The 19829-nt window shown below is 69.2% G+C and carries 18 protein-coding genes; 6 read left to right on the top strand and 12 right to left on the bottom strand.

The window, feature by feature from the left end; all coding sequences use genetic code 11:
- The first annotated feature begins 76 nt into the window (after positions 1 to 76).
- Entirely contained in the window at positions 77 to 736 is a 660-nt protein-coding gene (locus ACYVDN_RS08775) for a helix-turn-helix transcriptional regulator (RefSeq protein WP_460570464.1), read from the top strand.
- Positions 737 to 899: 163 nt separating this feature from the next.
- Here the strand turns inward: ACYVDN_RS08775 and ACYVDN_RS08770 are convergent, their stop codons facing one another.
- Both ACYVDN_RS08770 and ACYVDN_RS08765 read right to left on the bottom strand, forming a co-directional pair.
- Positions 900 to 1370: an SRPBCC family protein gene (locus ACYVDN_RS08770; RefSeq protein ID WP_460570462.1), complete on the bottom strand. Its 471-nt coding sequence runs from the start codon at positions 1368 to 1370 to the stop codon at positions 900 to 902.
- Positions 1367 to 1792: an ArsR/SmtB family transcription factor gene (locus ACYVDN_RS08765; protein ID WP_460570460.1), complete on the bottom strand. Its 426-nt coding sequence runs from the start codon at positions 1790 to 1792 to the stop codon at positions 1367 to 1369. The genes ACYVDN_RS08770 and ACYVDN_RS08765 overlap by 4 nt, the downstream gene beginning before the upstream one ends.
- 110 nt (positions 1793 to 1902) lie before the next feature.
- Between ACYVDN_RS08765 and ACYVDN_RS08760 the strand changes: the two genes are divergently transcribed.
- Positions 1903 to 2856 carry an arginase family protein gene (locus ACYVDN_RS08760; protein ID WP_460570458.1) on the top strand — a complete coding sequence of 318 codons (954 nt, stop codon included), beginning with the start codon at positions 1903 to 1905 and terminating at the stop codon, positions 2854 to 2856.
- 113 nt (positions 2857 to 2969) lie between these two features.
- Here ACYVDN_RS08760 and ACYVDN_RS08755 read toward each other — a convergent pair whose 3' ends face one another.
- Positions 2970 to 3767, bottom strand: a complete 798-nt coding sequence (locus ACYVDN_RS08755) for an IclR family transcriptional regulator (protein ID WP_460570456.1) — start codon at positions 3765 to 3767, stop codon at positions 2970 to 2972.
- 101 nt (positions 3768 to 3868) lie between these two features.
- On the opposite strand from ACYVDN_RS08755, the gene hutH reads away from it, so the two are divergent.
- The 3 genes from hutH (at position 3869) to hutI (ending at position 8476) form a co-directional block, all read left to right on the top strand.
- A complete protein-coding gene (gene hutH, locus ACYVDN_RS08750; RefSeq protein WP_460570454.1) occupies positions 3869 to 5422 on the top strand; it encodes a histidine ammonia-lyase in 1554 nt (517 codons plus the stop codon).
- Between the two features lie 121 nt (positions 5423 to 5543).
- Positions 5544 to 7199 carry a urocanate hydratase gene (gene hutU / locus ACYVDN_RS08745; RefSeq protein ID WP_460570452.1) on the top strand — a complete coding sequence of 552 codons (1656 nt, stop codon included), beginning with the start codon at positions 5544 to 5546 and terminating at the stop codon, positions 7197 to 7199.
- A 65-nt stretch (positions 7200 to 7264) separates the two neighbouring features.
- On the top strand, positions 7265 to 8476 hold the full coding sequence (hutI, locus tag ACYVDN_RS08740) for an amidohydrolase family protein (protein WP_460570450.1): 1212 nt from the start codon (positions 7265 to 7267) through the stop codon (positions 8474 to 8476).
- 9 nt (positions 8477 to 8485) lie between these two features.
- Here hutI and ACYVDN_RS08735 read toward each other — a convergent pair whose 3' ends face one another.
- The 7 genes from ACYVDN_RS08735 to ACYVDN_RS08705 all read right to left on the bottom strand — a co-directional run bounded on the left by ACYVDN_RS08735 (position 8486) and on the right by ACYVDN_RS08705 (position 15678).
- The gene (locus ACYVDN_RS08735) at positions 8486 to 9064 is read right to left on the bottom strand and encodes a DnaJ family domain-containing protein (protein WP_460570448.1); all 579 of its coding nucleotides are present in this window, start codon (positions 9062 to 9064) and stop codon (positions 8486 to 8488) included.
- A gap of 19 nt (positions 9065 to 9083) precedes the next feature.
- Positions 9084 to 9854: an HpcH/HpaI aldolase family protein gene (locus ACYVDN_RS08730; protein ID WP_460570446.1), complete on the bottom strand. Its 771-nt coding sequence runs from the start codon at positions 9852 to 9854 to the stop codon at positions 9084 to 9086.
- Positions 9839 to 10624 (bottom strand): FAA hydrolase family protein, encoded by a 786-nt coding sequence (hpaH, locus tag ACYVDN_RS08725; protein ID WP_460570444.1) that lies wholly within the window; start codon positions 10622 to 10624, stop codon positions 9839 to 9841. The genes ACYVDN_RS08730 and hpaH overlap by 16 nt, the downstream gene beginning before the upstream one ends.
- Before the next feature lie 66 nt (positions 10625 to 10690).
- A complete protein-coding gene (gene hpaD / locus ACYVDN_RS08720; RefSeq protein ID WP_460570442.1) occupies positions 10691 to 11830 on the bottom strand; it encodes a 3,4-dihydroxyphenylacetate 2,3-dioxygenase in 1140 nt (379 codons plus the stop codon).
- Between the two features lies 1 nt (position 11831).
- Positions 11832 to 13424 (bottom strand): aldehyde dehydrogenase, encoded by a 1593-nt coding sequence (locus ACYVDN_RS08715; RefSeq protein WP_460570440.1) that lies wholly within the window; start codon positions 13422 to 13424, stop codon positions 11832 to 11834.
- Positions 13421 to 14131 carry a GntR family transcriptional regulator gene (locus tag ACYVDN_RS08710; RefSeq protein ID WP_460570438.1) on the bottom strand — a complete coding sequence of 237 codons (711 nt, stop codon included), beginning with the start codon at positions 14129 to 14131 and terminating at the stop codon, positions 13421 to 13423. The genes ACYVDN_RS08715 and ACYVDN_RS08710 overlap by 4 nt, the downstream gene beginning before the upstream one ends.
- Positions 14128 to 15678 (bottom strand): fumarylacetoacetate hydrolase family protein, encoded by a 1551-nt coding sequence (locus tag ACYVDN_RS08705; RefSeq protein ID WP_460570436.1) that lies wholly within the window; start codon positions 15676 to 15678, stop codon positions 14128 to 14130. The genes ACYVDN_RS08710 and ACYVDN_RS08705 overlap by 4 nt, the downstream gene beginning before the upstream one ends.
- 88 nt (positions 15679 to 15766) lie before the next feature.
- Between ACYVDN_RS08705 and ACYVDN_RS08700 the strand changes: the two genes are divergently transcribed.
- The gene (locus ACYVDN_RS08700) at positions 15767 to 17677 is read left to right on the top strand and encodes an FAD-binding monooxygenase (protein ID WP_460570434.1); all 1911 of its coding nucleotides are present in this window, start codon (positions 15767 to 15769) and stop codon (positions 17675 to 17677) included.
- Here ACYVDN_RS08700 and ACYVDN_RS08695 read toward each other — a convergent pair.
- Positions 17658 to 19310, bottom strand: coding sequence for a thiamine pyrophosphate-binding protein (locus tag ACYVDN_RS08695; RefSeq protein WP_460570432.1), 1653 nt, complete (start codon positions 19308 to 19310; stop codon positions 17658 to 17660). The genes ACYVDN_RS08700 and ACYVDN_RS08695 overlap by 20 nt on opposite strands.
- A 139-nt stretch (positions 19311 to 19449) precedes the next feature.
- Positions 19450 to 19701 (bottom strand): hypothetical protein, encoded by a 252-nt coding sequence (locus ACYVDN_RS08690; protein WP_460570430.1) that lies wholly within the window; start codon positions 19699 to 19701, stop codon positions 19450 to 19452.
- Positions 19702 to 19829: the final 128 nt, after the last annotated feature.

Here is a 19829-nt window from a genome sequence, read left to right as displayed (position 1 = left end):
AATGCCAATACGAACTTCTTTTAGAATCTGTCGCCGAGACCTTTTTGTCAAGATCGATTGGCAATAGAATCACTACATGGATGCCCAGCCGTCGCCCGAGCCGTTGGAGGGGCTTAGCGCGCTCGCCGATCCGGTGCGCGGTCGGCTGTACGACTACGTCGCCGGCCGGGATGACCCCGTCGGGCGGGACGAGACTGCCGCCGCCGCAGGTGTGAGCCGCACGCTGGCTGCCTATCACCTCGACCGTCTCGCCGAGGCTGGACTGCTCGAGGTGAGCTACGCGAGGCAGGGCGATCGATCGGGGCCGGGCGCCGGGCGACCGGCGAAGCAGTACACGCGTGCCGATCGCGAGCTCGTCGTGAGTGTGCCGCCTCGCGACTACCGGCTGTTGGCCAAGCTGCTGGCCACGGCCGCGGATGCGGACGAGAGTGGCGTCGTCGGCTCGGCCCTGAACCGAGCGGCGAACGACGAGGGTGTCGAGACGGGGCGACGCGGGGGAGAGTTCCTTGGATGTCTGCGTGAGAGCGGCTACGAACCGGCTGTCGACGACGGCGGGGACGTCGTGATGCGCAACTGCCCGTTCCACCAGGTGGCGCAGCACCAGACCGATCTGGTGTGCGGCATGAACCATGCGCTCATCCGCGGCATCCTGAACGGTACGGGCGACGACCCGGAGCGCGCGGAGCTCGCCCCACGGCCGGGGCGCTGCTGCGTGGTCATCCATCCCGAGGGTTAGCGGCGCGCGAGGTGCGCATAACTCCTGCAAAACCGCGGTCCGGGTGGTGGTTCTGACCCGATTCCCACGATTCTGCAGGAATTATGCGCACGGGCGGCGGCCGAGTTGGCCGCCAGGCGATGGCCGGTCGGCGAGTTGGCCGCCGGGCTGTGCCCGATGGGCCTCACGCGACGAGGTCGTCGAGCTTCTCGTAGCCCTCGCGAATGCCGGTCTCCATGCCGGAGGCGACGATGCCGTCTCGGGCCTCCAGGCTCGGATACACCGCGTGACCGGAGAGGCGGGTGCGGCCGTCTGCGAGGCGCTCGAACCTCATGTACTCGATGCTCGCGGCGTCGGGCACCCCGGCGAACTCGAACGTCTGCACGATGAGCTCGTTCTCGCGCACGGTGTGGAAGACACCGCGGAAGGCGTACTCGTTGCCCTCCGGGTCGCGGTGGATGAACCGGTAGTGGCCACCCGTGGTGACGTCGAACTCGGGGAGGTCCATTTCGTACCCGCGGGGTCCGACCCACTGTGCGAACAACTCTGGGTCGGTGTAGGCGGCGAAGACCTTCTCGACGGGTGCGTCGAACTCCCTGGTGATGTCGACGAAGGGCAGGCCATCGGGGGCGGTGACTGTCAGTGCGTTGCTCATGATCGTTCTCCTTTTTTCGCGTTGGTATTGGGGTCGTTGTCGGTGTGGTTGCTGTTGTCCGTGGCGTCGGTCGCGCGAGACGGCGGATCCGGCATGGCGGCCAGCACGGCGTCGAGTGCACGGAAGCTGCTCTCGTGCGCGAGCCGGTATCCGTCGATCCAGGCGGTGAGCCGCTCGAGCTCACCGGGGTTCAGGTGCACGGGACGACGCTGCGCGTCTCTGCTCCTCGTCACCAGTCCGGCCTCCTCGAGCACGTGGATGTGCCGCGAGACGGCCTGAACGGTGATGCCGAACGGTTCGGCGAGCTCGTTCACCGTCGCCGGACCTCGGCTGAGACGGGCGATGATGGCCCGCCTCACCCGATCGCCGAGGGCGTGGAACGCGCGGTCGAGGTGTTCGTCGTTCGCGTCGTCCGGCGTCATATTCAACTTCTTCCTTTATCAATCCGTACGTTGAATAAGGTAGGCGAACACACTGCGGGTGTCAAGGGGAAAGTTCGTCGCCGGCATTCTGGGCAAGTAGGGTGCCGACCATGACCGTGCCGAACTCCATGCCCACGACGTTGTTCGAGGATGCGAACTGGCCGCGAGCCGGGCGTTGGCCGTCAGCCGATTCGCTGGCGGGCTCGCCCGGTGCAGGCGGTCGCGCAGACGTCGGGGTCATCGGGGTCGGCACCTGGCGCACCTCCCTGTCGGGGTCCGGCGCACACGCAACACCCGCAGCGATCCGCGCGGCGATCCAGCGCTATGGCACGTTCGCGGCCGACGTCGAGCTGCCGTCGGTCGTCGACTTCGGCGACGTCGTGGAGCCGGATGGCGATGGGGAGGCTGACGCCATCGAGGCGACCCGGCGTGCGTCATCCGGGTGCTCGCTCGTCGTCGCGCTCGGCGGCGACAACGCGCTCACGTACAGCGTGGCGCTAGGCGCGTTCGGCGATCGCCTCGCCGACGCGGGGCTGGTCACGATCGACGCCCATCACGACCTGCGCGACGGCATCTCGAACGGTTCGCCGGTGCGTCGGCTGCTCGATGCGGGTCTCGACGGTCGCCGCGTTGCGCAGCTGGGCATCGCGGACTTCGCGAACTCCGAGTTCTACGACCGTCGGGCGAAGGATGCCGGCATCACGGTCGTGCGGCGTGACGAGTTCGAGCAGCGCGAGCTCGCCGGCATCGTCGACCAGGCGCTGGGCGTTGCCGGGGCGGCAGGCGGACCGATCCACGTCGATGTGGACGTGGATGTCTGCGACCGCTCCGTCGCCCCCGGCTGCCCGGCGTCGATCCCCGGTGGGCTCTCGGCGTACCAGCTGCGACGCACCGTTCGCCTGTTGGCGAGCGACCCGCGCGTCGTCTCGATCGACGTCGCCGAGGTGGATGCCACGCGCGACGCCGCAGACGGTCGCACCGTGCGTCTCGCCGCCCTCGTCGTACTGGAGGCACTCGCCGGCTTCGCCGCCCGCCCCACTGCTTGGTTGAGGAGCACCGCGTAGCAGCGCGCGTCCCCACCGCTGGTTGAGGAGCTCGCCGAAGGCGCGCGTCTCGAAACCCGCTCGTCGCACAACGTCAGGGTTTCGAGACGCCCGCGGCTTGCGCCGCGTGCTCCTCAACCGACGGCGGGCGCGGTGGGCGCGGCGGTGGCACCCGCGACGGTGCCCCCGATCCTCCGCGCCAGCTCCGCCGCCGACGCGGCGACCCGGGTGGCCGTCGCCTCGAGGTCGACGTCCCGAGCGTCGTCGAACGTGACGGCTACCGACGCAGCGGGCCAGCCGACGTGGTCGGGCACCGCAACGGCGAGCGACCGCAACCCCTTCGTCACGCTGGACTCCTCGAGCGCATACCCGCGTTCCCGGGTGGCCTTGAGTGTCGCGCTCAGCTCGCGATACGTTGCGACCCCGGCGCCGGTCCGCGTCGTGAACGACGACCGGTCGGGGTAGAGCGCCCGCACCTGGGCCGAGGGGAGCCCGGCGAGCATGGCCAGCCCAGAGGCGGTCAGGTGCGCGGGAAGCCTGACTCCGACATCCGTCACGAGATAGGGCCCGCGGGGCGCCCGCTCCTCGACGAGGTACACGACGTCGCGCCCGAGCAGCACCGTGAGGTGACCGCCGAGACCGAGGTCGTCCACGAGGCGCGCCACCACCGGCGCCCCGATGCGGGTGAGCGGCTGCTGCCTGCTGAACCCGCTGGAGAGCTCGAACGCGGCCACGCCGAGGCCGTACTTCTTCAGCTCGGGCAGCGGGACGACGAAGCCGTGGTCCGCGAGCGCTCCGAGCAGCTGGTACACGGTCGAACGCGGCAGCGAGAGGTTGCGTGCGATCGTCGCGGCCGCGACGGGACCGCGCTGTTGCGCCATCAACCTCAAGATGCGCAACGTCGCGTCGGCTGCAGGGGCTTTGCCGGGCATCCGTTCATGTTAGGTCGGAGAACCGAGTGTTGTCCGGTATCCCGGACGGCGAACATCGGTAACCGGTGCCGCGGCGGAAGGGAAAGTCGTGCAATGGAAGCATGTCCACCACCGTCACCACAGAGGTCGTCGTCGGCGTCGGCCCGCTCTCCATCGCCGACGTCGTCGCGGTCGCCAGGCACGACGTGCGCATCGCACTCGATCCGGATGCCGTCGCCAGGGTCGCCGAGACGCGTCGCGTGATCGAGGCGCTCGCCGACGACCCCGAGCCGCACTACGGCATCTCGACCGGGTTCGGCGCGCTCGCCACCACGTACATCGAGCGGTCCGATCGCGAGCAGCTGCAGCTCAGCCTGATCCGGTCGCACGCGGCAGGCTCCGGCCCGGAGGTGGAGCGCGAGGTGGTTCGCGCCCTGATGCTTTTGCGCCTGAGCACGCTGATGACCGGTCGAACGGGCGTGCGCGCCACAACGGCGCAGGCCTACGCCGACGTGCTCAACGCCGGCATCACCCCGATCGTTCGGGAGTACGGCTCGCTCGGGTGCTCCGGCGACCTCGCACCGCTGGCGCACTGCGCCCTCGCGGTTCTCGGGGAGGGTGACGTGAGGGATGCCCGAGGCACGGTGCTCCCCGCGGCCGAAGCGCTCGCCGCAGCGGGCATTCAGCCGATCGCGCTCGCCGAGAAGGAGGGGCTCGCCCTCATCAACGGCACGGACGGCATGCTGGGCATGCTCGCGATGGCCATCACCGATCTCGAGGCGCTCTACCGGGTCGCGGACATCACGGCGGCGATGAGCGTCGAAGCACTCCTCGGCACGGATGCCGTCTTCGCCGCCGACCTTCAGGCCCTTCGGCCGCAGGCCGGGCAAGCGGCCGCGGCGGCGAACCTGCGAACTCTGCTCGGCGACTCGCCGATCGTGAAGAGCCACGCGGGGCCGGAGGATCCGACCGTGCAAGATGCTTACTCGCTGCGCTGCAGCCCGCAGGTCGCCGGCGCAGGACGCGACACCGTCGCACACGCCAGGTCGGTCGCCGAGCGAGAGCTCGCCTCGGCCGTCGACAACCCCGTGGTGACGCTCGACGGCCGGGTCGTCTCCAACGGCAACTTCCACGGTGCGCCCGTCGCGTACGTGCTCGACTTTCTCGCGATTGCCGTGGCGGATGCCGCCAGCATCGCCGAACGCCGCATCGACCGCCACCTCGATGTCGCCCGCAACAAGGGCCTTCCGGCGTTCCTTGCCGATCGCGCCGGCGTGGACTCAGGGCTGATGATCGCGCAGTACACCGCGGCGGGAATCGTCAGCGAGCTGAAGCGGTTGGCGGTGCCCGCATCCGTCGACTCGATCCCGTCGAGTGCCATGCAGGAGGACCACGTCTCGATGGGATGGTCTGCGGCGCGCAAGCTACGTCGTGCCGTCGACGGTCTCACGCGCGTGCTGGCGATCGAGCTGCTCACCGCGGCGCGGTCGCTCGACCTGCGCGCACCCCTGACGCCGGGCCCCGCGACGACCGCCGCCCGCGACGCGCTTCGCACCGAGGTGGCAGGCCTCGGCCCCGACCGTCCGCTCTCCCCGGAGATCGAGGCGGCTGTCGGCCTCGTCGCCGACGGCAGCATCCTCGCCGCCGTCGAGTCGGTTACGGGCCCCCTGCGCTGACGAAGTCGTCCACTCAATTGCGCCACTTGCGCGCTATTGCGCCAGCCGGAGTGGCGCAATAAGGCGCAAATGGCGCTGACACCGTCCACAAGCAGAGCCACGAGCACGAAGGAGTACCGAGATGAACGACAGGCTGCCCATCCACGCACCGCATGGCACGACGCTGCGCGCGAAGTCGTGGCAGACCGAGGCACCTCTGCGCATGCTGATGAACAACCTCGACCCGGAGGTGGGGGAGCGCCCCGAAGACCTCGTCGTGTACGGCGGAACCGGCCGCGCGGCGCGCAGCTGGGAGGCGTACGACGCCATCATCCGCACGCTCGAGACCTTGGATGCCGACGAGACGCTGCTCGTGCAGTCCGGTAAGCCGGTCGGCGTGTTCCGCACCCACGAGTGGGCGCCCCGCGTGCTGATCGCCAGCTCCAACCTGGTGCCCGACTGGGCGAACTGGCCTGAATTCCGCAGGCTGGAGGCGGCCGGCCTCACGATGTACGGCCAGATGACGGCCGGATCGTGGATCTACATCGGCAGCCAGGGCATTCTGCAGGGCACCTACGAGACCTTCGCCGCCGTCGCCGATAAGAGGTTCGGTGGTAGCCTCGCCGGCACCCTCACCCTGACCGGCGGATGCGGCGGCATGGGTGGCGCACAGCCGCTCGCCGTCACGATGAACGACGGCGCCGTGCTGATCGTGGATGTCGACCGAGCCCGGCTGCAGCGTCGAGTCGACCACGGATACCTCGACGAGCTCACCGACGACCTCGACGCCGCCATCACCCGCGCGATCGTCGCGCGTCAGGCCGGGGAGGCCCGTTCGATCGGGCTCGTCGGCAACGCGGCGACCGTCTTCCCCGAGCTTCTGCGGCGTGGCGTGCCGATCGACATCGTCACCGACCAGACCAGTGCGCACGACCCGCTGAGCTACCTCCCCGAGGGCATCTCCGTCGAAGAGTGGCACACCGCAGCCCGGGAGGACCCGGAGGGCTTCACGGCGAAGGCGCGGGCATCCATGGCGAAGCAGGTCGAGGCGATGGTCGGGTTCATGGATGCGGGCGCCGAGGTCTTCGACTACGGCAACTCCATCCGGGCCGAGGCACAACTGGGCGGCTACGAGCGGGCGTTCGCGTTCCCCGGGTTCGTTCCTGCGCACATTCGGCCGCTGTTCGAGGAGGGGAAGGGGCCGTTCCGCTGGGCGGCGCTCTCCGGCGATCCGAAGGACATCGCGGTGACCGACCGCGCGATCCTCGAGCTGTTCCCCGAGGACGAGAAGCTGCGGCGGTGGATCACGAAGGCCTCGGAGAAGGTGCACTTCGAGGGACTTCCCGCCCGCATCTGCTGGCTCGGCTACAAGGAGCGTCATCTCGCCGGCCTGCGGTTCAACGAGCTGGTGGCGTCTGGAGAGCTCTCCGCACCGATCGTGATCGGTCGTGACCACCTCGACTCCGGGTCGGTGGCATCGCCCTATCGCGAGACCGAGGGCATGAAGGACGGGTCGGATGCCATCGCCGACTGGCCGCTGCTGAACGCGCTGCTGAACACGGCGTCGGGCGCCACCTGGGTGTCCATCCACCACGGCGGCGGTGTCGGAATCGGCCGCTCGATCCACGCCGGGCAGGTGGTCGTCGCCGACGGCACCGAGCTCGCTGCGCAGAAGATCGAGCGGGTTCTGACCAATGATCCGGGCAGCGGTGTCATGCGTCACGTCGACGCGGGATACGAACGCGCCGCGCAGGTTGCACGCGAACGCGGCCTGCGCGTCCCCATGCTGGAGGGGTAGCGGTGCCGGTCGCCACGAGTGACGACACTGGCGACGACACCGCCGACCGACGGGGAGGAGCAGCCATGGGCACACTCTTCGTGCACGGCATCGGCCTGCTCGTCACCAATCTGCTCGGAGCGCAGGGTGCCGGTGCGGATGACCCGCTCGGCGCGATCCCCGACGCGGCACTCATCGCGATCGACGGAACCATCGTCTGGGCGGGCCCGCAGGCGGACGCAGCACCTCAGGTCGCACGGCTCCTGCACGGCGACGTCGAGCGGGTGGATGCCGGAGGTCGCGCCGTCATCCCCGGATTCGTCGACAGCCACACGCACCTCGCCTTCGCAGGTGACCGCTCGGACGAGTTCGTGTCGCGGATGGCGGGGGAGCGGTATGCGGCGGGCGGCATCCTGCGAACGGTGACGGCGACCAGGGCGGCGAGCGACGAACAGCTGCGGGCGACGCTGCTGCGCTTCGAGCGTGAGTTGGCGTCGCAGGGAACGACGACCTTCGAGGTGAAGACCGGATACGGCCTCGACGTCGAGACCGAGAGCCGGCTCGCCCGGCTCGCGGCCGAGATCACGGATGAGGTCACCTTCCTCGGCGCCCATGTGGTTCCGCCCGAGTTCGCGCACGACCGCGACGGCTACGTCGACCTGGTGGTGGGCGCGATGCTGGATGCCTGTGCAGAGCAGGTCCGCTGGATCGACGTGTTCTGCGAAGAGGGCGCCTTCACGGCGGACGAAGCGGCGCGCATCCTGGCCGCGGGGCGCGCCCGGGGACTCGGGGCGCGCATCCATGCCGGTCAGCTCGGAGTAAGCGACGGCGTTCGCGTCGCAGTCGAGGCGGACGCAGCCAGCGTCGACCACGGCACGTACCTGTCCGAGCGCGATGTCGAGTTGCTCGCAGGCTCGGAGACGGTCTGCACGCTGCTGCCCGGAGTCGAGTTCAGCACCAGGCATCCCTGCCCGGACGCCCGCGCCCTCCTCGCCGCTGGCGTCACACTGGCGCTCGCCAGCGACTGCAACCCGGGCTCCTGCTTCACCTCGTCGATGCCCTTCGTCATCGCAGTCGCCGTGCGAGATCTCGGAATGACGCCGGACGAGGCGCTCTGGGCGGCGACCGCAGGGGGAGCGCTGGCGTTGCGTCGTGACGACGTCGGTCGCCTGTCGCCCGGCGCAAGCGCCGACCTGGTGCTGCTCGACGCGCCGAGCCACATCTACCTCGCCTACCGGCCGGGTGTGCCGCTGGTGCGGCGGGTCTGGAAGCACGGCGTCGAGCTGCGGGTGCACTAGCCACCCCGACTACCCTCTTCGCCTCCACCGCCGCCTGGGCTTCTCGGCCGCTTCCGTTGCACGCCGCTCGAGCTCGACCGACAGCCGCTGCTCCCGACGCTGCCGCCACGCCGACACCTCTACTTCGAGGTCTCGTGTGGGCGTGACGACCGGCGGGCCGCCGAGCAGCTGCCGTCGAGCTTCGATGACTCGTCGGTTGAAGTCGTCCACCGCCGCACGCACGTCGCCCTCGCGGTGGAGCCTGTCGAGCCGGTCGTCGAGCTCGGCATCTTCGACGCGAAGCGTGAGCGCAGGAGGCCCGAGGCCGCCCAGCTTCTCGGTCTCGATCTTGCGGCGGATCCACCAGTCGGGGTCGTAGGGGCGGCTCAGACCCCGCAACGGTTTTCCCGCGCCGGGCAGGTCGTCGAACTCGCCCCGCCTGATCGCCTGCTGAATAGCGGTCTCCACGTACGCGGCACGGTGCAGAGCGGATGTCCCGCCGGAGCTTGCGCCGCCGCCCTGTGCGGTGCCTTCAGGCTCGCCGCCGTTCGCCTCGTTCGTCTTATCGAGGCGGTACCGAGCAGCAGCCAGTCGCGGATCCTCGTTCATCGTGGGTCCTCGCGATCGATCACACCTGCCGCCTTGCCAGCCTCTCCGACTCGTGCGCGAGCACGGTCACGTCGGCGCCAACCAGGATAAAGCCCGCGCCCGCATCGAGGTAGCCCTGTGCGGCCACGGGGTCGAAGGCGTTGACGCCGACGGGCTTGCCCGCCCTGCGCACCACCTCGAAAGCTCGCAGCACCGCGGCGACGACATCCGGGTGCGTCTGCTGCCCGATCAGCCCCATCGACGCGGCGAGGTCCGACGGGCCGACGAACACCCCGTCGACGCCGTCGACCGCGGCGATCTCGCCGGCCGCATCGATGGCAGCCGGCGTCTCGACCTGCACGAACAGCGACACGTGCTCGTCGCCGTCCTGCAGATAGCCCTGCACGCGATTCCACCGCGCAGACCGGGACAGCGCCGAACCCACGCCGCGTCGCCCCCGAGGCGGGTACCGCACGGCCTCAACAGCCGCGCGCGCTTCCTCGACCGACGACACCATGGGAACCAGCAGGTTCTGCGCCCCGAGGTCGAGCACCTGCTTGATCGTCACGATGTCGTTCGTCGGCACCCGCACGACCGGCGTCGTCGGATACGCGGCGACCGCCTGCAGCTGCGCCAGCACGCTCTCGAGCCCGTTCGGCGCGTGCTCCATGTCGATCAGCAACCAGTCGAGGCCGGCTCCAGCACAGATCTCGGCCACCAGCGGACTGCCGGTGCACACCCACATGCCGGTGAGCGGAGCGGATGTCCCAGCCAACGCATCCCGAAACGTGGGGTTCAGACGAAGCGGCATGTCAGGGTTCCCATCTCTCGGTAGTCGCACAGCACGCTGTCACCGCGCGACACCCACATCGGCCGCGTGAACGATCCGGCGAGGATGATCTCGCCCGCCTCCAGGCGAGCGCCGTGCTGGTGCAGCTTGTTCGCAAGCCAGGCCACGCCCGTCGCCGGGTGGTTCAGCACCCCGGCGGCGACGCCCGTCTCCTCGATCGTCTCGTTGCGGTAGAGCAGCGCGGAGACCCACCGAAGGTCCACGGCGTCCGGGGCGGTGGGGTTGCCGCCGATCACCATGCCGCCGTATGCAGCGTTGTCGCTGATGGTGTCGACGATGGTTCGTCCCTCCAGCTCGATGTGCGAGTTGAGGATCTCCAACGCAGGCGTGACGTACTCCGTGGCACGCAACACGTCGAACACGGAGGTGTGCGGCCCTTCCAGTGCCCGGCTCAACACGAACGCCAGCTCCACCTCGACGCGCACGTTCGAGAAGTCGTCGAAGGGGATGACCGAGCCGCTCTGCCACACCGTGTCGTCGAACATCACGCCGTAGTCGGGCTCGGTGATGCCGGTGGCCTGCTGCATCGCCCTGGAGGTCAAGCCGATCTTGCGGCCGACCAGTCGGCGACCGGCGGCGAGGTTGCTGTCGCGCCATATTCCCTGAATGGCATACGAGTCCTCGATCGTCGCCTCGGGATATCGGGCCGTGATGCGCGGGATGACGCTGCGTGCGCGCCCCGCCGCCGCAAGCTCCTCCGCGATCGTCGCGTGCGTCTCAGCGGAGAGCATGTGCCTCGCCTCTCAACCCACGGGGGACGCGCGCCTTCGGCGTGCTCCTCAATCGACGGGGCGGCTTCACAGTTGCTGGCCCAACTTGTACTCGGCGCCCTCGTCCGGCCGGGTGTACGAGAAGCCGTCGGCGCCGACCGTGACGGACATCTCGCTCGCGTCGGTGCGCGCGACGACGGGCTGCGGATTTCCGTCGAGGTCGAGCACGAGCGAGGCATCCGTGTACCAGCTCGGTACAACGGGGTTGCCCCACCAGTCGCGGCGCTGGTTGTCGTGCACGTCCCAGGTGACCACCGGGTTGTCAGGGTCGCCGGTGTAGTAGTCCTGCGTGTAGATCTCGACCCGGTGGCCGTCCGGATCGCGCAGGTAGAGGTAGAACGCGTTCGACACCCCGTGGCGTCCCGGCCCGCGCTCGATGCAGTCCGAGCGACGCAGGGCGCCGAGCTTGTCGCAGATGGCGAGGATGTTGTGCTTCTCGTGCGTGGAGAACGCGATGTGGTGCATCCGCGGGCCGTCACCGCCGGTGAGCGCTGTGTCATGCACCGTCGGTTTGCGGCGCATCCATGCCGCGTACACGATGCCCTCCTCGTCCTGGATGTCCTCCGTCACGCGGAACCCGAGGCTCTGCAGGTAGCCGACCGCACGAGGCACGTCGGGCGTGACCTGGTTGAAGTGGTCGAGTCGCACCAGGGCGCCTGGCGTGTAGAGGTCGTAGCGCCAGGCGAGGCGTTCGACGTGCTCGACGTCGTGGAAGAACTCGTACGGGAAGCCGAGCGGATCGATGATGCGCACCGAGTCGCCGACGCCGTTCACGTAGCCGTCGGGGCGACGCTCGACGCGGCATCCGAGCTCCGAGTAGAACGCGACAGCCCTGTCCAGGTCCTGCGGAGCTCGCACGCGATACGAGAACGCCGCGACGGCTGCGACCGGCCCCTGACGGAGCACCAGGTTGTGGTGGATGAACTCCTCGAGCGGCCGCAGGTAGACGGTCCGCTCGTCCTCCTCCGTCACCGTGAGGCCGAGCACATCGACGTAGAACTCCCGCGATCGCGCCAGGTCGGTGACGACGAGCTCCATCGAGGCGCAGCGCAGGATGTCCGGGGGTGGCGACGTCGGTATGGGCAGCGGGTCGTCGGCAAGGATCGGCGCCTCCTGCGACACGAAGAAGCCGGATGACGTCGGTGTCATGTCGGTGCGGCGGGTCATCTCAGCGTCCTTGCTCGTCGGATGTCGAGGGCTGGTCGGATGTCGAGGGCTGGTCCGTTGTCGAGGGCCGGCCGGATGCCGGAGCCCTTCCGAACGTGGGGTTCGGGGTCGGCCCGAGCGTGATGTGCACCGCCTGCTGGTCAGTGTAGAAGTCGATCGAGCGATAGCCGCCCTCGTGCCCGAGGCCGGACGCCTTGACCCCGCCGAACGGTGTTCGCAGGTCGCGCACGTTGTTGGAGTTCAGCCACACCATGCCGGCCTCGATCGCCTGGGCGAAGGTGTGCGCGCGCTTCAGGTCGTTGGTCCACACGTATGCCGCGAGGCCGTACTTGACCCCGTTGGCGAGGGCGAGCGCCTCGTCGTCGGTGTCGAACGGCGTGATCGCCACGACCGGACCGAAGATCTCCTCCTGGAAGATGCGCGCGGTGGGCGGAACGTCCGCGAACACGGTCGGCGCCACGAAGTTGCCGGTCGGGAACCCGGCAGGCCGGCCTCCGCCGGCGACCAGCCGCGCCTCGGTCTTTCCCAGCTCGACGTAGCCCATCACCTTCGCGAAGTGCTCGGGATGCACCAGCGCGCCGACCTCGGTCGATGGCTGGTTCGGGTGTCCGACGACGACCCGCTTCGCCTGCGCTGCGTACCGCTCGACGAACTCGTCGTACACCGGCCGTTCCACCAGAATGCGGCTGCCTGCTGTGCAGCGCTCGCCGTTGAGCGAGAAGACGCCGAAGATCGTGGCGTCGATGGCGGCGTCGAGGTCGGCATCCGCGAAGATGACGGCGGGAGACTTGCCGCCGAGCTCCATCGAGAGCCCCTTCAGGTAGGGGGCGGCGTTCGCGAAGATGAGCTGCCCCGTGCTGCTCTCGCCGGTGAAGGAGATGAGCGGCACGTCCGGATGCTTGACCAACGGGTCGCCGGCATCCTCACCCAGGCCATTGACCAGGCTGAACACCCCTTGCGGCAGCCCGGCCTCTTCGAAGATGCCCGCCCAGAGGGATGCCGAGAGCGGCGTGAACTCGGCCGGCTTGAGCACGACAGTGTTGCCGGTCGCGAGCGCCGGGCCGAGCTTCCACGACTCGAGCATGAACGGCGTGTTCCACGGCGTGATCAGTCCGGCCACGCCGATCGGCTTGCGGTTCACGTAATTGAGCTGCCTGCCTGGCACCTTGAACGCGTCGTCGGCCTGCGCCACGATCAGGTCGGCGAAGAAGCGGAAGTTCTCCGCAGCGCGACGTGCCTGCCCGAGCGCCTGGGTGATCGGCAGTCCGGTGTCGAACGTCTCCAGCTCGGCGAGACGGGCGTCGCGCGACTCGACGATGTCGGCGACGCGGTGCAGCACCCTTGAGCGCTCCCTGGGGAGCATCCGCGGCCAGGGCCCCTCGGTGAATGCCCGGCGTGCGGCGGCCACCGCGAGGTCGACATCCGCCTTCTTTCCGGCAGCAGCCCTGACATACGCCTCGTTCGAGACCGGGTCGAGAACCTCGAACGTGCCGCCGTCGACCGAGTCGACGAACTCACCGTCGATGTAGTGCCTGATGCGCTCGGGCAGCCCGTCGGGAACGTGCCGGGATGCCCGGATCTCGGGGTCGCTCATCGTCGCTCCTCGCCTGGATCCGCCGCGTGGTGGTGCCTCGCGGCGACGAACTCGTTCATCGTGCGCCATCTGTGGTCTCTGGCGGCGAGCTCGATCGTGAGTGCCGGTGCGCCCTCGTCGATGAGCCGCACGATCTCGTCGTGCTCCTCGACGGAGTGCTCTGCTCGCTCGGGGATGACCGCGAACGTGGAGTCGCGCACGTCTGGCAGCCGCCGCCACCCGCGTCGAACGAGGTCGAGGATGTGCGGGTTGGGGCACCGCTCGAACAGGATGGCGTGGAATCGGTGATTCAGCCGCGTGAACTCGTGCGGGTCGAAGTGGTCGAGCATGCCGCGCAGTCGATCGTTCACCGCGCGCGCCTCCGCGATCACCTCGGCGGTCAGCAGGGGAGCCGCGAGCGACACGGCCGAGCCCTCGACCAGGCCCAGGGTCTGCATGGTGAAGACGTATTCGGACTCGTCGGGCACCGCGACCCTCGCCCCGACGTTGCGCTCGAACGTGACGTACCCCTCGGCCTCCAGGCGACGGATCGCCTCCCTCACCGGCACGACGCTCATGTCGAGCTCCTCGGCGATGGTGGCGAGCACGAGGCGGTATCCGGGGGAGTACACGTGCTGCGCGATGCGATCGTGCAGGTGGTCGTACGCTCGCTGCGACTTGCTTTCGGTCTGTGCGGTGCTCTCCGCGGGCGCGGCGGTGTCGGTCATCGTGCGGCTCCGCCGGACTCGGTCCCGGTCCCGCCGTCGCCGGTGCTGTGGCGGTGCTCGAACCTTGCCCGCCACACGGCGTTCATCGGGAACAGCCCATCGATCGGATGACCGAGCGCGACCTGTTGCGCGATGTAGGCATCCTCTTCCTCCTGCGCAAGCGCCGCGTCGGCGATCTCCTCCGCGACTGCGGCCGGGATGACCAGCACGCCGTCCGAGTCGCCGACGATGACGTCGCCGGGTTGCACCGTGGCTCCTCCGCAGGCGATCGCGAGGTCGCTGTCCCACGCGACATGCCGCCGCCCGAGCACTGCGGGATGTGCTCCGGCCGCGAAAACGGGGATGCCCACCGCGGCGACGGCGTCGGCGTCGCGCACCGCGCCGTCGGTCACGATGCCGGCCGCACCAGCAGCCTGAGCGCGGATGGCCAGGATGTCGCCGAGCGTGCCGGCTGTCGCGTCCCCTCGCGCCTCGATGACGATCACCTCACCTGGCTGCACCGCGTCGAACGTGCGCTTCTGCGCGTTGTACCCGCCGCCGTGTGTCGCGAAGAGGTCTTCGCGGTTCGGCAGGAATCGCAGCGTCTTCGCCGGGCCGACCAGCTTGGTCCCCGGTCGCAACGGGCGAAGTCCGTCGATCGAGACGTTGTTCAGCCCGTGCTTGCGCAGCTGGCCGGAGAGTCCTGCGGTCGGCGCGAGCAGGAGCTTGTCGCGCAGCTCGGGAGAGATCCCCGGCGCGGCCGCGGGCAGCCCGGCCGCTTGGCGTGACCCCCAGGCATCCTCGCGCTGCCGGTCGTCCAGAGCGGGCAGCGAGCCGAGCTCGGCCTCGAAGCCGTCCTCGCCCTGCACGACGGTGCTGACGAGTCGTCCGGAGCTGGGCGCACCCTGGACATCCGGCGCGTCCACTTCGACCTCGACGACGTCGCCCGGCACGACGACGGATGACCCGGCCGGCGTCCCGGTGAGAATGACGTCGCCCTCCTCGAGGGTGAAGTGCTGGGAGAGGTCTGCGACGAACTGGGCGAGCGGGAACAGCAGCCCTGCGCTGGTGTCGTGTTGCACCAGGTGTCCGTTCACCCAGGTGCGCAGCCGAAGGGCGTACGGATCGACCGTGCGAGCGTCGATGAGGCCCGGACCGATGGGCGTATATCCATCGCCGCCCTTGGAGCGCAAGTTCGATCCCTTGTCGTTCGCGCGCAGGTCGTAGAGCCCGAAGTCGTCCGCGGCGGTCACCCACGCCACGTGATCCCAGGCGTCCTCCAACGACACCCGGCGGGCGCTTGTGCCGATCACGAGCGCGATCTCGCCCTCGAAGGCGAGCAGTTCGGTGCCGAAGGGGCGCTCGATGGGGCTTCCCGAAGCTGCGATGGAGCTTGACGGCTTGAAGAAGTAGGAAGGCTCCGTCGGGCGTCTGCCGCGCTGGTCGGCGCGCGACGCGTAGCTCAGATGGACGGCGACGACCTTGCCGGGGCGCGTCGGCAGGGCCGTGAAGCGGGAGTCGGCATCTGCCCGGTCGACGTCGTCGACGCTGGGCTCGTCATTCGTCATCGAGAGCTCCTTCGCCCTGGCATCGTATCTCAAATCGTATATCATCGAAAGGCAGGAGCGAGGAGGCACCTGGCGCGAGGAGGCACCCATGCAGTTCCATCACCACGGGTACGTGTCGGGGGACCCGAGGGTGCTGCCCGCGCAAGGCACCGGGATCGATCGCCCGGCCGAGCTGCCGGACACGATGGACGTTCTCGTGGTCGGCACAGGTCCCGCCGGCATGGTCGCTGCCGCGCAGCTCTCGCGCTTCCCCGCTGTCGCTACCAGAATCATCGACCGTCGTCCCGGCCGCCTCGTGATCGGCCAGGCCGATGGCATCCAGGCGCGCAGCGTCGAGACGTTCCAGGCCTTCGGCTTCGCCGAGCGCATCATCGCGGAGGCGTACCGCATCACCGAGATGGCGTTCTGGAAGCCCGACCCCGCCGAACCGTCCCGCATCGTGCGTGCGGCAGTCGCACCGGACGACCCGACGGGCATCAGCGAGTTCCCCCACCTGCTCGTGAACCAAGCGCGGGTGCTCGACTACTTCGCGGAGTTCATGGCGAACGCGCCGACTCGCATGCGGCCGGACTACGGCTGGGAGTTCCGCGGCCTCGAGCTCACCGAAGGTGAGTACCCGGTGGCGGTGACGCTCGCACGGACGGATGGCGAGGATGGCCACATCGTCGGCGCGGAGCGCATCGTCCGCGCCAAGTATGTCGTCGGCGGCGACGGTGCCCGCAGCTCCGTTCGGGACGCCATCGGTGCCGTGCATCTCGGCGGCAGATCGAACCACGCGTGGGGTGTCATCGACACGCTGGCGGTGACGGATTTCCCCGACATCCGCACGAAGTGCTCCATCCAGTCCGAGGCGGGCAACATCCTGCTCATCCCTCGCGAGGGCGGCTACCTGTTCCGCATGTACGTCGATCTCGGCGAGGTGCGCGACGACGACAACGGAGCCGTGCGCGCCACGACGCTCGAGCAGATCGTCGCCAAGGCGAACGAGATCCTGCACCCCTACTCTCTCGACGTGCGCGACGTGCCCTGGCACAGCGTCTACGAGGTAGGACACCGTCTCACCGACCGCTTCGACGACGTGCCGGTGGAGCTGATCGGCCGGCGGATGCCCCGCGTGTTCATCGCCGGCGACGCCTGCCACACCCACAGCGCGAAGGCCGGGCAGGGCATGAACGTCTCGATGCAGGACGGCTGGAACATCGGCTGGAAGCTCGGCCATGTGCTCTCCGGCATGGCACCGGAGTCACTTCTAGCGACGTACTCTGCCGAGCGGCACGTCGTCGCAAAGAACCTCATCGACTTCGACCGCGAGTGGTCGACGCTCATGGCCACGAAGCCGGAAGACCTCGACGACGCGACCGAGCTCGAGGACTTCTACGTGCGCACGTGGGAGTTCCCCGCAGGCTTCATGACGCAGTACCAGCCATCCATGATCGTGGCGGATGACGCACATCAGCACCTTGCGACGGGATTCCCCATCGGCAAGCGCTTCAAGTCCGCGATGGTCTCCCGTGTCGCGGACGGCAACCCTGTGCACCTCGGCCACCACGCCACGGCGGACGGACGCTGGCGCCTGTACGTCTTCGCCGATCGGGCGGGGCAGGATGCCGCATCAGACGTCTCCGCGTTGGCGAGCTGGCTCACCGAATCGCCCGAGTCCCCGGTCGTACGGTTCACGCCCGAAGGGGTCGACGCCGACGCCGTCTTCGACGTGAAGGTCGTCTATCAGCAGCCGCACGGTGACGTCGAGGTGCTCGACGCACCAGAGGTGTTCCGGCCCTTCGGCGGCCCGTTCCACCTGATGGACTACGAGAAGGTCTACTCGGCGCTGACCGACGACGACATCTTCGACGCTCGCGGCATCGACCGCGACGGTGCGGTCGTCATCGTGCGGCCCGACCAGTACGTTTCCGCGGTGCTGCCGCTCACGGCGACCGCGGAGCTCGCCGCCTTCTTCGACGGCACGATGCTCCCTCGCCCTACGAGTTCACGCGGATGATCTCCTGCTGGTACGGCGCGATCACGGTGGGGGAGACGCGGCAGTCCAGCAGTAAGAAGCGGCGTTCGGCGCGGTCCTCCCGTGTCCACGATCCCAACCGCTCGAGGTCGGCCAGGTCGCGCACGACGATCCCCTCAGCACCCACGGCGGTCGCGAGCCCGGCGAAGTCGACCTCCGGAATGAGCATCGGCGCCTTCGCGAGCCCCTTGAGCCCGTAGAGGTTGACCTCAGCACCGTAGGCGCCGTCGTTCCAGACCACCGCCATCCCGTGTCCGCCCGCGACCCGCACCGCCGTCTCGAGGTCCGCGAGCGCCATCAGCCCGCCTCCGTCGCCCGTCGTGAGCACGATGGTCGCCTCCGGCCGTGCCATCGCAGCGCCGGCGACAGACGGGAAGCCGAGGCCGATCGACTGGTATGCGGTGCCGACCATGATCATGCGGTCCGGCGACGCGACCGGCCAGTACATGTTCGCCCAGCCGATGAAGTGTCCGCCGTCGGAGACGACGACCCGGTCATCCGGCAGCAGGTCGCCGATGCGTGCGGCGACCGAGCGGGGATCGAGCCGGCCGTCGGATGTCAGTCCCTCACCTCGATCCCGCGCCGTCGCTGCTGCGAGGTCGACGCTCTCGCGCCAGCTGCTCGACTCGGCACGCAGCCGGGCGAGCTCGGCGACCAGCTCACCGGCGACCACTGCGGCGTCCGCACGAATGAACCCGCCGACGTTCGGATGGGTCGCGGCCGGAGCCATGTCCACCTGCACCACGCGAGTGCCCGGCGCGAACAGATCGCCGAAGCGCATCGTGAACTGGTTGAGGGATGCCCCGAACACGACGGCGACGTCGGCCTGACGCACCAGTTCCATCGCGCCCTCCGCACCGAACCCGCCGGTCACGCCGAGGTCGTATCGCCCGTCGGGGAACACACCGCGGCCGAGCGCGGTGCCGGCCGTCAGTGCCCCCGTCGCCGCGGCGAGGGAGCCGAGCGCCTCGCCTGCTCCTGAGAGCCATGCCCCTCGGCCGGCGAGCAGGAAGGGCCGCTCGGCGTGGGCGAGTGCGGCGGCGAGGTCGCGCACGGCTGCCGCGGCGAACGGTCCCATCGGGGCGAGCGGCGCAGGCGGCGTCGGCTGCGGCACCTCGGGTACGGGGCCGGCGTCGAGCTGCGCCACGTCGTAGGGGATCGCCAGCACCGTCGGCACCCGGTATGCAAGGGCGTGCTCGACGGCGATGACGGCGGTGGATGGGGCATCCGTCCGTCCGACCGTGTAGGTGCGCGCACCGACCGCGGATGCGAGGGCGATCTGGTCGACATCCCACGGCCGCGGTCCGGAGGTGGGCTCGTCGCCGACCACGAGGATGAGCGGCACGTGTGCCTGCACAGCTTCGGCCAGCGCGGTCAGCGTGTTCGTGAAGCCTGCGCCGTATGTCGTGGTCGCGGCGGCGAGGCGTCCGGAGGCGCGGAAGTGGGCGTCAGCTGCGACGACAGCCCCGGCCTCGTGCCGAACGGCCGAGTACACCGCGTCGGTCTCGCGGTCGAGGGCGTCGATGAAGTGGGCGTTGCCGTTGCCCATCACGCCGAAGACGTTGTCGAGATGACGGGCGAGTGTGATGGCGACGTGCGCGGAGACGGAGGGCATGCGAGAGCCTTTCGAGACGATCACCATGCACGCTACTGCGCCACGTGCGCTCTACTGCGCCAGCCGGAGTGGCGCAACAGAGCGCACATGGCGCAATAGATGGGTCGGGGGTCGGGTCCGAGTCGGAGACCCGAACGCTCTAGTCGTTCTCTTCGTGCTTGAGCGCGACCCCGAGAGCCAGCAGCGCGGCGACCCACTCGCCGATGAACAGCCCCCAGCGGTCGGACTGCGCGCGCTCGTCCTTCTTGATGCGCGAGATGATCCAGCTCAGGAACACCAGGCCCACCGAGACGAACGCTGCCAGATAGGCGTGCTCGCTCCTGATGCCCCAGCCGTACAGCGTCCTGATCGGGTTGCCGCCCAGTTCGACGACCTCGTCACGCTTGCTCATCGTTGCTCCCCACTGCCGCTTGGAACTGCCACTTGGAACTGCCTTCGAGTTTCGCGGCTCAGCCTACGCCGAGGCTTAGAGCCGCCCTACCCCTTGACTTGCCCGCCGGATGCCGTTGAAACGGCCTT

Source organism: Humibacter soli (assembly GCF_054779035.1).
Note: the sequence above shows the minus strand (reverse complement) of the source record. Positions and strands in the feature narration are given on the sequence as shown.

Coding starts and splice junctions, on each gene's coding strand:
- hutH (WP_460570454.1), top strand. CDS start 3,869: ATGTCCACCACCGTCACCACAGAGGTCGTCGTCGGCGTCGGCCCGCTC.
- ACYVDN_RS08770 (WP_460570462.1), bottom strand. CDS start 1,370: ATGAGCAACGCACTGACAGTCACCGCCCCCGATGGCCTGCCCTTCGTC.
- hutU (WP_460570452.1), top strand. CDS start 5,544: ATGAACGACAGGCTGCCCATCCACGCACCGCATGGCACGACGCTGCGC.
- ACYVDN_RS08765 (WP_460570460.1), bottom strand. CDS start 1,792: ATGACGCCGGACGACGCGAACGACGAACACCTCGACCGCGCGTTCCAC.
- ACYVDN_RS08700 (WP_460570434.1), top strand. CDS start 15,767: ATGCAGTTCCATCACCACGGGTACGTGTCGGGGGACCCGAGGGTGCTG.
- ACYVDN_RS08730 (WP_460570446.1), bottom strand. CDS start 9,854: ATGCCGCTTCGTCTGAACCCCACGTTTCGGGATGCGTTGGCTGGGACA.
- hutI (WP_460570450.1), top strand. CDS start 7,265: ATGGGCACACTCTTCGTGCACGGCATCGGCCTGCTCGTCACCAATCTG.
- ACYVDN_RS08710 (WP_460570438.1), bottom strand. CDS start 14,131: ATGACCGACACCGCCGCGCCCGCGGAGAGCACCGCACAGACCGAAAGC.
- ACYVDN_RS08775 (WP_460570464.1), top strand. CDS start 77: ATGGATGCCCAGCCGTCGCCCGAGCCGTTGGAGGGGCTTAGCGCGCTC.
- ACYVDN_RS08705 (WP_460570436.1), bottom strand. CDS start 15,678: ATGACGAATGACGAGCCCAGCGTCGACGACGTCGACCGGGCAGATGCC.
- ACYVDN_RS08715 (WP_460570440.1), bottom strand. CDS start 13,424: ATGAGCGACCCCGAGATCCGGGCATCCCGGCACGTTCCCGACGGGCTG.
- hpaD (WP_460570442.1), bottom strand. CDS start 11,830: ATGACCCGCCGCACCGACATGACACCGACGTCATCCGGCTTCTTCGTG.
- ACYVDN_RS08755 (WP_460570456.1), bottom strand. CDS start 3,767: ATGCCCGGCAAAGCCCCTGCAGCCGACGCGACGTTGCGCATCTTGAGG.
- ACYVDN_RS08735 (WP_460570448.1), bottom strand. CDS start 9,064: ATGAACGAGGATCCGCGACTGGCTGCTGCTCGGTACCGCCTCGATAAG.
- ACYVDN_RS08695 (WP_460570432.1), bottom strand. CDS start 19,310: ATGCCCTCCGTCTCCGCGCACGTCGCCATCACACTCGCCCGTCATCTC.
- ACYVDN_RS08760 (WP_460570458.1), top strand. CDS start 1,903: ATGACCGTGCCGAACTCCATGCCCACGACGTTGTTCGAGGATGCGAAC.
- hpaH (WP_460570444.1), bottom strand. CDS start 10,624: ATGCTCTCCGCTGAGACGCACGCGACGATCGCGGAGGAGCTTGCGGCG.
- ACYVDN_RS08690 (WP_460570430.1), bottom strand. CDS start 19,701: ATGAGCAAGCGTGACGAGGTCGTCGAACTGGGCGGCAACCCGATCAGG.